Source organism: Micromonospora sp. NPDC047521 (assembly GCF_055587305.1).
This window is the reverse complement of record NZ_JBVJGN010000007.1, coordinates 1-15,500: the sequence shown is the minus strand read 5'-3', so window position 1 is coordinate 15,500 and position 15,500 is coordinate 1. Positions and strand designations below refer to the sequence as shown.

Sequence of the window (15,500 nt, the reverse complement as noted above, 5' to 3'; positions counted from 1 at the left end):
CGGCTACTCGCTGCGGGCGGTCTCCGGGCCGGTGATGCGTTCCAGCAGCGGCAGGGTGGAGGCGATGACGCCGAGGCAGGCGGCCAGGCCGACGACGACGATCACGTAGAAGCGTGGCTCCGGCGCGACGAGCGTGTAGTCCATCTGCGCCCGCAGGAACAGGTGCGCGGCGAGCAGGCCCATCCCGATGGCGACGGCGGCGACGGCGAGCATCGGTACGGCGCTCTCCAACGCGACCACCCGGCGCAGGACCCGCACCGGAGCCCCGCTGAGGCGCAGCAGGCTGAACGGACGGCGGCGTTCGGTGAGGCCGCCGATGACGCTGACCGCGAGGCTGCACCCACCGAGAGCGAGGCTGGCGATGATGATGACGTTGGCCAGTTGCTCCCAGCCGCGCAGCGTGTTGGCGAAGTCCGACTCGAAGTCGCCTGGCACGTTCGGCCCCACCCAGAAGGTCGGGAAGGCGATCTCGAGCACGGTGCGGGTGCGTTCGACGGCGGCGGTGGAGCCGTCAGTGCCGACGACCATCGCCACCACCGGAAGTCGCCCAAGCTCGTCGAGGGTGAGCGACGCGGCGGGCCAGACCGTCGCGGGCGACGCCGACTCCCGCCAGCGGCTCAGGCCCAACGGCACCTCGATGACGCTCGCACCCTCGGCGCACCTGCCGTACGCGCTCGGCAGGTCGGTGCACGCGATCACGCCGACCTCGCCGGAGGTGGTCAACTCCGGGTTCTCGCGGATGGCGGTCGCGGACCGCACCCCGCTGATCGCCCGCAGCTCGGCGAAGAGCGTGTCCGGCACCGACGTCGTCTTCTCGTCGAAGACGGTGGTCACCGTTGCCGCGTCGGTCGAGCCGACCGGCGCCGGGCCGCGGTTGTCGATGATCGTCGTGATCACACCGACGGCGACGCTTGTGACGAAGAGCGCGAGCATGATGCCGCTGATCGCCCGGAAGCCGGCCTTCGGGTTGTCGGCGAGCCGTCGCGCGGCGATGAGCGTGGCCGGGCGGCTGGCGTACCGGGCCATGACCCGGGCGCCGACCATCGTCAACCACGGGCCGGCGAAGACCAGGCCGGCCATGATGAGCAGCAGGCCGGGCAGGAACACGGCGGTCTGGCCGTCGGACGTCTCGGGCCGGAAGCCGAGGGCGAAGAACAGCACCGCGACACCGAGCAGGGCAGGGATCAGCCGGTACGCGCGCGGGGCGCGGGGGGTGACCCGGCGGGTGACACCCAGCGGCGAGATCCGCACGCGGCGCAGCGAGACGCGGGCCGCCACCGCCGCGCCGGCCGGGACGCCGAGCGCCACGAGCAGGACGTCCAGCACGCCCAGCGACATGTCGGTGGGGAAGAACGGCATACCTGTGAACGGGATGCCGGCGAGTGGTGCCCGGAAGGCGTAGAACAGGCCGAAGCCGACGGCGGTGCCGGCGACGGCCGCGGCGGCCGCCTCGACGGCGGCGACAGTCGAGATCTGCCGGGGTGTCGCGCCGACCAGCCGCATCGCGGCGAAGCGTTGCTCCCGTCGGGCGGCGCTGAGCCGCGTGGCGGTGCCGATGAAGATCAGCACCGGGAAGAGCAGCCCGCCGGCGATCACACCGAGGATGAGGTTCACAGTGGTCTCGGGGAGCGCGGGAGTGTCGCCGACGCTGGCGACCCGCTTCGCGTTGGGCAGTGCGGCGACCTGCTCGGGTGTGCCACCCACGATGGCGAGCAGCGTGTCGGGTGAGGTCAGCCCGGCCGGGCCGACGGTGCCGAGGTCGCGCCCCGGGTAACGGGCGGCCAGTTGGTCGGCCGGGTGGGCGGCCAGCAGGTCACGCAACGCGGGCGAGGCGTAGAACTCGCCGGGGCCTGGAGTGGCCGGGATGCCGACCGGGGTGGGCGAGCGTTGTCCGCTGGCGGCGACGTCGATCCGGATGATCTGCCTGCCGTGGAAGTAGTCGTCCCGGGTCGACCACCACAGCGGGTCGGCGTCGCCGCCCGTCGAGGCGTTGGGGTAGATCGACGCGTACCGGGTGAGCTGCGCGTTCGTGGCGTTGACGCCGGCAAGTGTGGTCAGCAGCAGACCGCTGCCGACCGCGACGGCGGCGGCGATGACGATCAGCCGGGTGAGCGCCTCCCGGCCGCCGGCCACGGCGAGGCGGAGCCCGAAGGCGATCACGAGGCGATCCGGTCCGGCGCGTTCACGCGCCCGTCGCGGACCATGACCTCGCGGTCGGCGTACGCCGCGATCCTCGGTTCGTGGGTGACCAGGATGACTGTGGTGCCCTGCTCGCGGGCGGCACCGACCAGCAGGTCCATGACGTGCTCGCCGGTGAGCGAGTCGAGCGCCCCGGTCGGTTCGTCGGCGAAGAGGACCTGCGGCCCGGCGACCAGACCCCGGGCCAGGGCGACGCGCTGCGCCTGCCCGCCGGACAACTCACCCGAGCGCCTGTGCTCCAGGCCGTCGAGGCCGAGGCGCGCGAACCAGGCCCTGGCCGTCGGCAGCGCCCGTGACCGGCGTACGCCGCTGAGCAGCAGAGGCAGGGCGACGTTCTCCACGGCGGTGAGTTCGGGAACGAGCTGGCCGAACTGGAACACGAAGCCGAACCGGTCCCGGCGCAGACTGCTGCGCTGGGTCTCGTGCAGCGCGTCGACCCGGACGCCGTCGAAGAGGATCTCGCCGGAGTCGGGCACGAGGATGCCGGCCAGGCAGTGCAGCAGGGTGGACTTGCCCGAGCCGCTGGGGCCCATGACGGCGAGGATCTCACCGGCGTCCACGGCGACGCTGGCGCCGCGCAGGGCGGGCGTCTGGCCGAAGGCGAACGCCACGTCGCGGGCCTCGATGACGACGCTCATGGCCGCACCTCCTTGCGTAGGGCGTCCAGCCGGGCGCCGGTCATCTCGATCCACCGGAGGTCCGCCTCCAGGTGGTACAGGCCGTGGTCGGCGAGCAGCGCGTCGACCAGGCCGCCGGTGCGCTTGATCTCGGTGAGCTCGCGCATCCGGTGCAGGTGCGCCCTGCGCTGGGTGTCGAGGTACTCGTCGGCGGGACGGTCCAGCATCAGCGCGAGCACGACCTTGGCGAAGAGCACCGTCTGCAGGTGCGGTTCCGGGTCGACCGGCTGGGTCAGCCACTGCTCGACCTCGGTCGCGCCGAGGTCGGTGATGATGTAGCGCTTGCGGTCGGGGCCGGAGCCGGGCGCGACGTCGCTGATGACCACCTTGCCGTCCCGGGCCAGGCGGCTGAGGGTGGAGTAGACCTGGCCGAACGGCAGGGGCTTGCCCCGGCCGAAGAAGGCGTCGTAGTCGCGCTTGAGGTCGTATCCGTGGCTGGGCTCTCGTTCGAGGAGGCCGAGCAGGGTCAGTGGCACGCTCATGCCAGGAGACTACACCGAGGGTATACCTCGCGTATATACCCTCGGTATTGTCATCCGGCCAGGACGCGGGCCAGGGCGTATCCGAGGAAGGCGGCGGCGAGCCCGGCGGCCACGCTGCCCAGCGCGTTGGCGAGGGCGAGGAGCCGGTGATCGCCCCTGACCAACCGCAGGGTCTCGTAACCGAAGGTGGAGTAGGTGGTCAGCGCGCCGCAGAATCCGGTGCCGAGCAGCGCGCCGGTCGCCGCCCCGACGGGCCACCCGACGAGGACGCCCAGCAGCAGTGACCCGATCACGTTGACGGTGAACGTGCCCCACGGGAACGCGGAGCCGTGCCGGGACTGCACAGCCCGGTCGGTGAGGTAGCGCAGCGGTGCGCCGGCGGCCGCCCCCAGGGCGATGAGCAGCACCGTCACCGGGCTGCCCGCCGTCGCAGCAGCGCGGCGGTGCCGGCGTCACCCGACCCGACCGCGACGAGCGCCCCGAGCAGCGTCGCGGCCAGGTACGCCACAGCGGTGCCCGGGGCGCCCGCGACAAGCGCCTGCTGGACGTCCACCGCGTACGTGGAGAAGGTGGTGAAGCCGCCCAGCACCCCGACCCCGAGGAACGGTCGGGCCAGGGGGTGTCCACCGCCGACGTGCGTGAGTGTCGCCATCAGTACGCCGATCAGCAGGCAGCCGGAGAGGTTGACGCCGAACGTCGCCCACGGGAACCCGGTAGGCGCGTGCGGTGCGAGGTGCTGAAGGCCGGCCCGGGCCAGCGCGCCGAGCACCCCGCCGGCCGCGATGGTGCCGAGAACCGTCGCCGGGCGGACGGCCAGCTCTCTCCGGTCGGCGGGGACGCGAAGGTCGACGTCGGGGTCGGTGCGCGGGTCCGGCGGCTCTGACACGGGTCCTCAGCGTAGTGCGGCCACGGCGGCGTCCGGGCCGCCGCGCCACAGCGTGCCCACCTCGCGGTATCCGGCGTCGGTGAGCGCGGCGAGGTGCCAGGAGGCCGGCGGGTTCCACTCCGGGCTGTGCCCGGTCGGGTAGATGGCGTGCCGCCGGGCCACCAGGGGGGCGAGCGCCGGGTCGGCGCCGGCCCGCTCCCACCACTGCGACCAGGACAGCGCCGATCCGGCGGCGTACCGGGCGTCGCGCCGCTCACGTGCCCGGTCCATGAGTCGTTTGGTCAGCTCCGGCAGGGTGTCCTCGGGCATGTGGTCGGCGTTGACGAAGACCCCGCCCGGTCGCAGCACGTCGCGCAGTTCGGCGTAGAGCGCGCCGAGCCGCTCGGCGGGCAGCCAGTGCAGGGCGGTGGCGGTGAGGACGGCGTCGTACCCGTCATGGGGGAGTGCGGCACGCCACTCGGGGGTGCCGAGATCGGCGGTGACGATTGTGGCGCGGTCGCCCAGCGAGGCCCCGGCGATGGCGAGCAGCGCCGGGTCGAGGTCCACGAGTGTCACCTCGGCGCCGGGGAAGCGTGCAAGCGTCCGCAGCGAGATGCTGCCGGTGCCGCCGGCCAGGTCGAGCAGGCGCGGTGGCCGCCCGTCGAGGACGGCGTCGACGGCGTCGAGCATCGTGGCGAGGCGGTGTTCCCGGTCCGGTAGGTAGGCCTCCTGCTGGAGGTCCCAGCTCTCCTGCCATGCCGACGCATCCGTGATGTAAGGAGTCATGGTGCTGAGGCTAGTTACTCCACCGCCCCGGGTCCAGAACTTGTTGCATATCTTTTGCAATTGCCAGAGGATGGTGGGGCGATGATCAGAGCGACGCCGGACCGGGCGCCACGCCCGGTCCGGCGCCCCTCACCCGCACGCGCCCCACCGCCCGTCGACACGGCGTCCACCGACCGCCCCGGGCGACGGCGGCGTACGGTACCCGCAGCCCCACCGGGACCGTCGCGCCAAGGGAGACAGGCGATGCAGGACCGCACCCCTCGTCCCGACGAGCTGGAGCCGGTCGAGCGCGCCGGCATCGACGAGCTGCGTGCCCTGCAACGGGAGCGGCTGCGCTTGTCGCTGCGGCACGCGTACGACAACGTGCCGCACTACCGCCGGGCGTTCGACGCGGCCGGGGTGCACCCCGACGACTGCCACGACCTCGACGACCTGGCCCGCTTCCCGTTCACCGGCAAGGCCGAGCTGCGCGACAACTACCCGTTCGGCATGTTCGCCGTACCCCGGGAGCGGATCGCCCGACTGCACGCCTCCTCCGGCACCACCGGCCGGCCGACGGTGGTCGGTTACACCCGCGACGACCTGCGCACCTGGGCCCGACTGATGGCCCGGTCCATCCGGGCCTCCGGCGGCCGACCGGGCGACCGGGTGCACGTCGCGTACGGCTACGGGCTCTTCACCGGCGGCCTGGGCGCGCACTACGGCGCCGAGGAACTGGGCTGCACCGTCATCCCGGTCTCCGGCGGCATGACCGAACGCCAGGTGATGCTGATCCGCGACTTCGAACCCGAGGTCATCATGGTCACACCCAGCTACATGCTCGCCATCGTCGACGAGATGCAGCGCCAGGGCGTCGACCCGCGCGCCACCTCGCTGCGGGTGGGCATCTTCGGGGCGGAGCCGTGGACCGAGGACATGCGCCACGAGATGGAACAGCGCCTGGACATCCACGCCGTCGACATCTACGGGCTCTCCGAGGTGATGGGCCCGGGCGTGGCCACCGAGTGCGTCGAGACCAAGGACGGGCTGCACGTCTGGGAGGACCACTTCTACCCGGAGATCATCGACCCGGTCACCGGGGCGGTGCTGCCCGACGGTGAGCGGGGCGAGCTGGTGATCACCTCGCTGACCAAGGAGGCGATGCCAGTCGTGCGCTACCGCACCCGCGATCTGACCCGGCTGCTGCCCGGCACCGCCCGCCCGATGCGCCGGATCGAGAAGATCACCGGTCGGACGGACGACATGATGATCGTGCGCGGGGTGAACGTCTTCCCCACCCAGATCGAGGAGCTGATCCTGCGGACCCCGCAGCTGTCACCGCACTTCCAGTGCGTCCTGGGCCGGCAGGGTCGGCTGGACACCCTCACCGTACGGGTCGAGCGACGGGCCGGGGTCGCCGTGGACGCCGCCGAGCGGGCCGGCGCGACGCTTGTCGAGCTGGTGAAGAACACGGTCGGCGTGAGCGTCGCGGTGCAGGTGCTCGCACCGGACGCGGTGGAGCGGTCGATGGGCAAGATGCGCCGCATCGTCGACCAGCGCCGGGCCGGCTGAAGGCGCCGAGGGGCAGTCGGCGTCGCCGCCGTCGACATAGGATCCGGCTCATGCGCGTGCTGGTGGTCTCCGCGCCACTCGTCGGCCATGTCTTCCCGCTGGTGCCGCTCGCGGTCGCGCTGCGCGACGCCGGCCACGACGTGCTGCTGGCCACCGGCGGCGGTGCGCTGGCCGCCGCCGACGCCGGTCTGCGGGTGCACGACGTCGCGCCGGGCTTCGACTTCGGCCGGATCGCGCTGCGGGTCCTTCCCCGCCACCCGCTTGTCGCGCGCGCCGAGTTGACCGGCACGGCCGGCACCCGGGGCGCCGGCCTGCTGTTCGGCGCGCTCAACGACCAGCTCACCGATCCGGTTGTCGCGCTCGCCGACAGGTGGTGCCCGGATCTGGTGCTGCACGAGCCGTTCGCGGTCGCCGGCGCGGTGGCCGCCGCGCGGCTCGACGTGCCGGCCGTCCGTCAGGAGAACTCCCTCTTCGACGGCCGTGAGCTGGTCCGCGCCACAGGCGCCCGCCTCGGTGCCACGCTGCGCCGGCACGGCCTGACCGAACTGCCGCCACCCGCCGCCGCCCTCGCCGTGGCCCCGCCCAGCGTGGCCGTCCAGGACGGGTGGCCGATGCGGTACGCCTCGTACGTCGGCGGCGGCGAGCTGCCGTCCTGGCTGCGCGAGCCGGGTGAACGGCCCCGCGTCCTGGTCACCCGCAGCACCCTGACCGGCCCCGGCGACAGGGGTCCGATGCCCGCCGTGGTGGCCGCCGCCGCCCAGGTGGACGCCGAGTTCGTGCTGGTCCGCCCGGACGGGCGCTCGGCGCGGTCGCTGCCCGGCAACGTACGGGTGGTCGACTGGATTCCCCTGGACGAGGCGTTGCCGGCAAGCGCGGCGCTGGTCCACCACGGCGGCGCGGGCAGCGCCCTGGGCGCCCTCGCCGCCGGTCTGCCCCAGCTGGCCACCGTGGGCCCGGGGGACCGGCGGCACAACGCCGAACTGGTGGCCCGCCGGGGCGCCGGCCTGGCGCTGCGCCCCCGGGACATCACCGCGGAGGCGCTGACCCGGCTGCTCACCGACGACGGCCTGCGCGCCGCCGCCGGGCAGGTCAGCCGGGAGATCGCCGCGATGCCGGCACCCGCCGACCTCGTCCCGCGGCTGGCCGCGCTGGTCTGACATCCGTCCCGCGTGGCCACACCTGACCGGCGACCGGCTGCGGCAGGATGACCGGATGCGACACGTCGTGCTGTTCCACTCCGTGTACGGGCTGCGCCCCGCCGTGCGCGCCGCCGCCGACCGGTTGCGCGCCGCCGGGCACCGGGTCACCACCCCCGACCTGTACGGCGTCGCGGCCGCCGACACCGTCGAGGAGGGCTTCGCGCTGCTCGACAAGGTCGGTCAGGAGGTGGTGCTCGACCGGGCCCGGGCGGCGCTGCGTGACCTGCCACCCGAGACGGTGCTCGCCGGCTTCTCGATGGGCGCCGGGGTCGCCGGGGCGCTGCTGGCCGAGCGCCCCGACTGCGCCGGACTGCTCCTGCTGCACGGCACCGGTGGCGCACCGGACGCGGTACGCGCCGGACTGCCGGTGCAGCTGCACCTCGCCGACCCGGACCCGTACGACGCGCCGGACGAGGTCGACGAGTGGGAACAGGCGATGACCGCCGCCGGAGCCGACCTGACGGTGTTCCGCTATCCCGGCGCGGGGCACCTGTTCACCGACCCGGACCTGGCCGAGTACGCCCCGGACGCGTCCGCCGCGCTGTGGCCACGGGTGTCGGCTTTTCTGGCCGCGCACTGACCGATCAGCAACGGCGAGGGTGTGCGGCGTCTCCGGTCCGATATCGTTGCCGCACCACCAAGATCCTCTGAACGGGTGTGGTCATGACGACGACGGCCTTCGACGACCACGAGCGGTCCCGCTGGGCCGGGCGCGCGGCGGCGTACGACGCCAGCCTCGCCGCGCTCTGCGCCCATCCCACGCCGTCGTTGCTTGCTGCCGCCGCCGTCGGTGCGGGCGTGCGGGTGCTCGACGCCGGCTCCGGCTCCGGGACCGTGGCCGTGCTGCTGGCCTCGGCGTCCGTGCCGTAGGGCGACCGGCCAGGACCCCGGCCCTCCTGGCCGTGCGGCACCGCGTCGAGAATGCGGGCCATGGACTTTCTGTGCTACCACCGTGACCGGCCCGGCTCGGCGACGCTGCGGGACGAGCTGTGCGAAGAGCACTGGTCCTACATGGACCGGTACGCGGAGACGATGATCGCCCGTGGCCCGACCTTCGTCGGCGACACGCCCACCGGCAGCGTGCACATCGTCGGCGTGACCGATCCGGCCGCCGCTCGGGCGTTCGCCTTCGACGAGCCGAACTACCAGGCCGGCGTGTACCGGGATGTGCTGCTGCGCCGGTTTCACAACGCGCTCGGCCGGACGATGTGGGACTTCCCCGGAGGCCGGACCGGCGGCGACCGGTACCTGGTGCTCGGCCTCGGCCGGGGGGAGCCCGCCGACCTGGCCGTGCCGCCCGACTCGGACGACCTGATCGCGTACGGGCCGCTGGTGTCCGACGACGCGGCCACGTGGCTCGGCACCGCCGCACTGGTCCGGGCGCCGGACGCGGGTGCGGCGCGCGCCATCCTGACCCGGGAGCGGTACGCCGACATCGAGGTGCACAACTGGCAGTTCGGCGGGCGGCCGTCCTGACCCGCTGCGGGAGGATCTCGCGCACCTCGTGCGCCGGGACGGCGTGCTGCGTCGGGGCCGCGCCCGGCCGCCCACGGGTCCTCAGGCGGCGGCCAGACCGTCCGGTCGGCGAATCAACGGCGGACCGGGCAGGGTGGCGGGCGGCCCGGACGAGTGGGCTGGCGTGGCGCCGGCCGTCGGGACGGCTCGCAGGCGACGGGCGGCCGGCGGACCGCTGGTCCCGGGAGTCGGCGTGGCTGCCCGGGTGAGCACCGTCGGGGCGGCGATGCGTTGGCGCAGCGACAGGGGTTCGCCCTCCTGCACCTGGGCGGCGGTGGCACGAACGGCGCCTGCGCGATCGTCGCGCCGCACGGAACCCTGGCGGACCGGTTCCAGGTGCGGGGCGTCGGCGGCCCGGCCGGCGAAGAGGGCCCGCAGCGCACGGGGCAACCGCTCGGCCGCGACCTGGCGCAGCGCGGGCGCGGCGAACACGTACCCGCCGGTGCGGTGGGGAAGCAGCAGCCCGGCGGCGGCCAGGGCGCGCAGCGCCGACGCGGATCGGCCGGGCGCCCAGCCCAGCACCCGGTCCAGCGTCGCCGCGGAGACCCTGCCGCCCACTGTCGCGGCGGCCATCAGCGCCGCCCGCCGCTCGCCGTCGAGGCGGTCCACCTCCGCGCCGACGGCCCGGCGTACCGGCTCGGGCAGCGCCACCGGGTCGGCGCCCGCGACGACCGACGCCACGTACGCGGCGGCGTGCCCGGGTCGGCCGCCCACCAGCGGCAGCAGCCGGTCGACAAGGGCCACCGGCTGCCCGGCCCGGGTCAGCAGGTGGCGCAGCAGCCGCCCGGACTGCACCGCCGCGAGGGGCCGGATCGACATCCGCCGGGCATGCCCGGGTCGGGTGTCGGCCCACTGCGGCTGGTGCACGGTGAGCACGGCCACCGGCAACCTGCGTGTCGTGGCGGCGGTGAACAGCGCGTGCAGGAACCGGCTCACCTCTGGCGCGGCCCGGTCCACGTCGTCCACGGCGACGACAAGCGGTCGGACGGCGGCCAGGCGCAGCAGGACGTCGCGGCAGACCGCCGCGCCGGCGAGCGCCTCCGGCGATCCGTCCGGGGTGGCCAGCAACCGGCGCAACGCCGGAACCGCCTCGGCGACCCCGGTCGGTGGGAGCAGCGGCGTCAGCGCGGCGACCAGCCGGTCGCCCACAAGCGCCGGTCCGTCGCCGTGGCGGATTCCGACGAGGCCACGCAGCAGTTCCGCCACGGGCGCCAGGACCTGATCGGGGTACGGCGGGCAACTCACCACGCACCAGCGCACCGCGCGACCGTCCACCGTGTGCAGTGCGCGGGTCAGCTCGTGCAGCAGCCGGCTGCGGCCACTGCCGGTGGGGCCGACCAGGGAGACCCACTGCGGCTGGTGTTCGCGGATCGCCCGGGTCACCAGGTCGGTGATGGCGGCCAGCTCGCGGCGGCGACCGATCAGCGGGCCGTCGTGCCTGTCGGTGCCCGGACGGACCGGCCCGACGGCGTGCCAGACCGGCATCGGCGGCACCCGGCCGGCGACAGGCACCGGCGCCAGTTGACGCTGGGCGATCAGCCCGGCGGTGGCCCGGGCGGTGGCCGCACAGAGCGCCACGGCGCCGGGCGGGGCGTACTCCTGGAGGCGGGCCGCGGTGGTGATCACCGCGCCGCTGGCCACGCCGTGGCCGCCGCTGACGGCACCACCCAGGTCGACGACGACCTCGCCGGTCGCCACGCCGACGCGTACGCGCAGCCGGACGTCCCCGACCATCGGCCGGCGGTCGAGCGCCGCCTGGATCTCCAGTCCGGCCCGCACCGCCCGGTACGCGTCGAAGCCGTCGGAGTGCCGGGCGCCGAAGAGTGCCATCACCGCGTCGCCGACGTACTTCTCGACGACGCCGTGCCAGCGGTGCAGGACGGCGGCGACGGTGTCGAAGTAGGCCCGTTGCAGCTCCCGCACGTCCTCCGGGTCCAGTCGGTCCACCAGAGCGGTGGAGCCGACGATGTCGGCGAAGAGCACGGTTACCGTCCGTCTCTCCTGCGGTACCGGCCAGTGTGTGTCCGGGGCCCGCCGGGCGTCGATGATGGTGCTGGTCATGGTTTACGCACCGGCCTTTCCCCGCTGGTGGTTGACGACCATCGGAGATTGGCACCCCTGGGCCGACAGGGGATCGGCAGAACGACGTATGTCGGCCACTCGCAACCTTTAGTCGCAATGTCGACGCGAGGAGTACCACAAGCGGCAGATGGCCGTAGAACGGTACGGGGGCGTGTGATTAGGCTGCGTGCCATGGCCAGCGATGTGGACACCGCACCGCTCGTGGGTCGGGCCGAGCTGGTGCAGACGGTTCGGTCCGCGCTGCTCGGTGACGTCGCGCACGGGCAGACCGCCGCCGTCTTCCTGACCGGCGAGAGTGGTGTGGGCAAGACCCGGCTGCTCGGCGAGATCGGCGACCGGCTGCGTGACCAGGGCGCCCTGGTGCTGACCGGCGGTTGCCTGGACATCGGTGACGCCTCACCGCTGCACCCGTTGCTGCAGGCGTTGCGCCGCTTCGACGCGGATCTGTCGGCCGCGCAGGCCCGCACCTCCTCGGCGGTGCGGGGCCTGCTGCAGATGTTCGCCGACGAGACCGCCGGCCCGGACGGCGCGGGCGCGCTGCTGGAGCGGGTCTCCCGGGGGCTGCACCTGATCGCCGAGGGCCGGCCGCTGGTGCTGATCCTCGACGACCTCCAGTGGGTCGACCGCAGCACCCGCCAACTGCTGCTCTACCTGCTCGCTGGCCTCGGCGACCTTCAGCTGTCGGTGCTGGCCGCGGTACGCGCCGAGTCGTTGCAGGGCGCGCATCCGCTGCGCCGGGTCCTCACCGAGCTGCGTCGGCTGCGGACGGTGCGGGTGCTCGACCTGGCGCCGCTGGACCGCGCCGGCACCGAGGAACTCGCCGCGGCGGTGGTCGGCCGGGCGCTGCCGGCCGAGGCCGCCGAGCAGGTGTGGCAGCGCAGTGGCGGCAACCCGTTCGTCATCGAGGAGCTGGCCCGTGACCTGCGCGACGGTCGGGTAGGGCTGTCCGAGACCCTGCGGGAGATCTTCCTCGACCGGGTCGACGCTCTTCCCCAGCACGCGCACGCGGTGGTGCACGCGGTGGCCGCCGGGGTCGAGCCGGTGCAGCACTGGCTGCTGGCCGAGGTGCTGCGGCTGCCGGAGGAGGAGCTGATCGAGGCGGCCCGGGCGGCCGTGGCGCACCGGCTGCTGGTCGGCGCCGACGACGGCTATCGGCTGCGGCACCGTCTCGTCGCCGAGGTGCTGGCGCACGAGCTGCTGCCTGCCGAACGCTCCGGGCTGCACCGCCGGTACGCCGAGGCGTTGACCGCCGCGCCGGGCGAGCTGCACCAGGCCCGGTTGGCGCACCACTGGCGGCTGGCCGGTGAGCCGGCGCGGGCGCTGCCGGCGGCGGTGGCCGCCGCGCAGGAGGCCGAGCGACTGCACGGTTACGCCGAGGCGCACCGCCACTGGTCGGTGGCGTTGCAGCTGGCCGGCGACTCCGGCTCGCTCGACGTGGACCGGGTCGAGCTGCTCGGCAACGCCGCCGAGGCGGCCCACCACTGTGGGGAGCACGCCCGGGCGCTGACCCTGCTGGAGGAGCTGGCCGAGGTGCAGGGGGGTGCGCCGACCTGCGCGCTGCACATCCGTCGGGCCCGCTACCTGGCCGCCGCCGGGCGGTCGGCGCTGGCCGAGGAGGAGTACCAGCGGGCGCTGGAGGCGGCCGACTGCTCTCCCCGCGACCGGGCCACCGCCGCCGCCCGCCTGGCCGAGCTGCTGCTGTACCTGGGCCGCTACGCCGACGCCGGTCGGCGGGCCCGGGAGGCGTTGGCGTTGGCCGCCGACGCCGAGGACTCCGCCACCGAGGTGGTGCTTGCCAGCTCCGCGCTGGGCTTCAGCGACGCCTACCTGGAGGACCCGGACGCCGGGCTGGCGGTGATGCGCGACGCCCTCGACACCGCCGAGCGCGCCGGTCAGCCCGAGGACGTGGCCTGCGCGTACCTGCACCTCGCGGAGCTGTTGACCGGGCCGCTGAACGTCCTCGAGGAGGGCGTCGTGGTGGCCCGGCGCGGCGCCGAGCGGGTGGCCGAGCTGGGACTGGGCCGCACCTGGGGGACCCGGCTGCTCGCCATCGCCATCAACGGCCTGTTCCGGGTGGGCCAGTGGGCCGAGGCGGAGAAGGTGGTGGCCGCCGCGCTGCGGCACCGACCGTCCGGTGCGGACGCCGTCGAGCTGCTGCTGGCCCGGTGCCGGCTCTCGGTGGGGTACGGCGACATCGACGCCGCCAGCCGGGACCTCGACGCGGTGGCGACGCTGCTCGCGGGTGGCGGGGCGCGGCACGTCATCCCGTTGCTCACCCTGCGCTCCGGGCTGGCCATGTGGGAAGGCCGGCACGACGTGGCCCGGCAGGCGGTGCAGCGGGGCCTGACCGAGAGCCGCTCGGACGACGTGACGATCCTGTCCGCGCTGGTCTGGCACGGTCTGCGGGCCGAGGCCGAGGCGCACGCCAGCCGTACCGTGGCGGTGGACCCGACGGCGGTACGTCGACTGCGGGACGTGGCCGAGCGGGTGGCCCGCAAGAGCGCGTCCGCGGCCGGCCCGGTGCGGTCGGTGGTGGACGGGTTCCTGGCGTTGTGCGCAGCCGAGGTGAGCCGCCTGGACGGCAGCGATCCGGAGTTGTGGGCGGCCTCGGTCGCCGAGTGGGACAGGCGTAACCACCCCTACCCGGCGGCGTACTCGCGGCTGCGCCAGGCCGAGGCGCTGCTGGCCCGGCGCAGCCGGGTGGCCACCGCGGGCAAGCTGCTGCGTGCCGCGTACCAGGTCGCGCAGGGGTTGGGCGCGGTGCCGTTGACCTCGGAGATCCGGGAGCTGGCCGGGCGGGCGCGGGTGTCGCTGGAGGAGCGCGAGCAGACCGACACCGCCCGGGGCGCCGGGCCGGGCGAGGCGGCCGACGACGAGCTGGCCACGCTCACCGCCCGCGAGCGCGAGGTGCTCGCCCTGGTCGCCGAGGGGCTCACCAACCGGGAGATCGGCCAGCGGCTGTTCATCAGCGAGCGGACCATCGGCGTGCACGTGTCGCACATCTTCGACAAGTTGCAGGTCCGCACCCGCGTGCAGGCCAGCGCGATCCACCTGCGTAACAGGCGCGGCTGACCGACCCCCGTCGGGCGATCACCGGGCGTGTGCGCGCCGGGATACGTCGTTCTACTGATCCGGTGCTCGGTGTCGGCTGAGAGGCTGAGCCCCGTCGACGGCGGCACGGGGGTGCCGCGGACCACCATGGAGGAGAGATGACCGAACCGGTCTGGGGGCCCGTGCACCGGGACATCGTCGACCTGCTCGCCGACCATCCCGCGGACGTGCCTGCCGTGGTCGATCACCTCACCAAACTCCAGGACCTGCTGGTGCGGCTCCCTCCGCTGGAGGAGAGCTGCCCCCTGGCCGACTTCAACAAGCTCTACCTGACCATCACCAGCAGCGTGCTGGACGGCCTGTACGACGACCGTTTCGTCGACCCGGTGTTCCTGTCGCGGCTGGACGTCGAGTTCGCGGCGCGGTACTTCGACGCGATGCGGATGTGGACCGACTCCAGCCCCGGCACGCCGAAGGCGTGGTCGTGCTTGTTCGAGCGGATGCGCGGGCCGGACGCCCGGCCGTTGCCGTCGGCTGCGGCGGGTGTCAACGCGCACATCAACTTCGACCTGCCGTTCGCGCTGGTCACCACGTTCGACCACCTGGAGTCCGAACCGGTCGACGGCAGCGACCAGCACCACGACTACCTAGAGATCAACAACATCTTCGCCGACAAGATCCCCGGCCTGCGCCGGGGCTACCTGGAGCGGTGGCAGCTGCTCATCGACATGCTCAACGGCGACATCGACGACTGGTACCAGGGGGAACTGGTCGAGTACACACGCGATGTCGCCTGGCGCAACGCGCAGAAGATCTGGCGGTGCCGGCACGATCCGGACGCCCGCGAGTGTGAGCGCACGCGGTTGGACGACAACGCCGCGGCGCTCGGCCGGCTGCTGCTCTCGCCCCTCGGGGCGTTCCTGCAGTAGCCGGGACGGGGGGCTCCCGCGCTCCGCCCCGTGGGGGGCGGCGGAGCGCGGGAGCGCGTCCCACCCCGCCGGTCCGCCCACGCGTGTGGACGGCGGGGACGGCCGGTCGGCCCGGGGGGTGTCGACCGTCTGCCGCCGTCGGCCGGGGAGGCGGCGCCGGCGGT

General features: G+C 74.1%; 14 protein-coding genes. 7 read left to right on the top strand and 7 right to left on the bottom strand.

The window, feature by feature from the left end:
- Window positions 1-3: 3 nt before the first annotated feature.
- From ACZ6N8_RS17100 to ACZ6N8_RS17075, 6 genes are read right to left on the bottom strand one after another with little or no spacing between them, the layout of a single operon-like run.
- A complete protein-coding gene (locus tag ACZ6N8_RS17100) occupies window positions 4-2,160 on the bottom strand; it encodes an ABC transporter permease (protein WP_466010938.1) in 2,157 nt (718 codons plus the stop codon).
- The gene (locus ACZ6N8_RS17095; protein WP_466010936.1) at window positions 2,157-2,837 is read right to left on the bottom strand and encodes an ABC transporter ATP-binding protein; all 681 of its coding nucleotides are present in this window, start codon (window positions 2,835-2,837) and stop codon (window positions 2,157-2,159) included. Before ACZ6N8_RS17095 ends, ACZ6N8_RS17100 begins: the two co-directional genes overlap by 4 nt.
- The gene (locus tag ACZ6N8_RS17090) at window positions 2,834-3,358 is read right to left on the bottom strand and encodes a PadR family transcriptional regulator (protein WP_357989655.1); all 525 of its coding nucleotides are present in this window, start codon (window positions 3,356-3,358) and stop codon (window positions 2,834-2,836) included. Before ACZ6N8_RS17090 ends, ACZ6N8_RS17095 begins: the two co-directional genes overlap by 4 nt.
- A gap of 50 nt (window positions 3,359-3,408) precedes the next feature.
- The gene (gene crcB / locus ACZ6N8_RS17085; protein WP_466010935.1) at window positions 3,409-3,771 is read right to left on the bottom strand and encodes a fluoride efflux transporter CrcB; all 363 of its coding nucleotides are present in this window, start codon (window positions 3,769-3,771) and stop codon (window positions 3,409-3,411) included.
- Window positions 3,768-4,244 (bottom strand): fluoride efflux transporter FluC, encoded by a 477-nt coding sequence (locus tag ACZ6N8_RS17080; RefSeq protein WP_466010933.1) that lies wholly within the window; start codon window positions 4,242-4,244, stop codon window positions 3,768-3,770. The genes crcB and ACZ6N8_RS17080 overlap by 4 nt, the downstream gene beginning before the upstream one ends.
- A 6-nt stretch (window positions 4,245-4,250) precedes the next feature.
- Window positions 4,251-5,009, bottom strand: coding sequence for a class I SAM-dependent methyltransferase (locus tag ACZ6N8_RS17075; protein WP_466010932.1), 759 nt, complete (start codon window positions 5,007-5,009; stop codon window positions 4,251-4,253).
- Window positions 5,010-5,252: 243 nt separating this feature from the next.
- Here ACZ6N8_RS17075 and paaK point away from each other — a divergent pair, with 243 nt between their 5' ends.
- The 5 genes from paaK (at window position 5,253) to ACZ6N8_RS17050 (ending at window position 9,235) form a co-directional block, all read left to right on the top strand.
- Complete coding sequence (gene paaK, locus ACZ6N8_RS17070; RefSeq protein ID WP_466010930.1) at window positions 5,253-6,560, top strand: phenylacetate--CoA ligase PaaK; 1,308 nt, start codon at window positions 5,253-5,255, stop codon at window positions 6,558-6,560.
- A 50-nt stretch (window positions 6,561-6,610) separates the two neighbouring features.
- Window positions 6,611-7,717 (top strand): nucleotide disphospho-sugar-binding domain-containing protein, encoded by a 1,107-nt coding sequence (locus ACZ6N8_RS17065; RefSeq protein ID WP_466010929.1) that lies wholly within the window; start codon window positions 6,611-6,613, stop codon window positions 7,715-7,717.
- A gap of 55 nt (window positions 7,718-7,772) precedes the next feature.
- A complete protein-coding gene (locus ACZ6N8_RS17060; protein ID WP_466010928.1) occupies window positions 7,773-8,339 on the top strand; it encodes a dienelactone hydrolase family protein in 567 nt (188 codons plus the stop codon).
- An 83-nt stretch (window positions 8,340-8,422) separates the two neighbouring features.
- Entirely contained in the window at window positions 8,423-8,629 is a 207-nt protein-coding gene (locus ACZ6N8_RS17055) for a hypothetical protein (protein ID WP_466010927.1), read from the top strand.
- A 60-nt stretch (window positions 8,630-8,689) separates the two neighbouring features.
- On the top strand, window positions 8,690-9,235 hold the full coding sequence (locus ACZ6N8_RS17050) for a YciI family protein (protein ID WP_466010925.1): 546 nt from the start codon (window positions 8,690-8,692) through the stop codon (window positions 9,233-9,235).
- 81 nt (window positions 9,236-9,316) lie between these two features.
- Here the strand turns inward: ACZ6N8_RS17050 and ACZ6N8_RS17045 are convergent, their stop codons facing one another.
- Entirely contained in the window at window positions 9,317-11,335 is a 2,019-nt protein-coding gene (locus tag ACZ6N8_RS17045) for an AAA family ATPase (protein ID WP_466010924.1), read from the bottom strand.
- Window positions 11,336-11,527: 192 nt separating this feature from the next.
- Here ACZ6N8_RS17045 and ACZ6N8_RS17040 point away from each other — a divergent pair, with 192 nt between their 5' ends.
- Both ACZ6N8_RS17040 and ACZ6N8_RS17035 read left to right on the top strand, forming a co-directional pair.
- Window positions 11,528-14,428, top strand: a complete 2,901-nt coding sequence (locus ACZ6N8_RS17040) for a helix-turn-helix transcriptional regulator (RefSeq protein ID WP_466010923.1) — start codon at window positions 11,528-11,530, stop codon at window positions 14,426-14,428.
- A 137-nt stretch (window positions 14,429-14,565) separates the two neighbouring features.
- The gene (locus tag ACZ6N8_RS17035) at window positions 14,566-15,336 is read left to right on the top strand and encodes a DUF5995 family protein (protein WP_139582057.1); all 771 of its coding nucleotides are present in this window, start codon (window positions 14,566-14,568) and stop codon (window positions 15,334-15,336) included.
- Window positions 15,337-15,500: the final 164 nt, after the last annotated feature.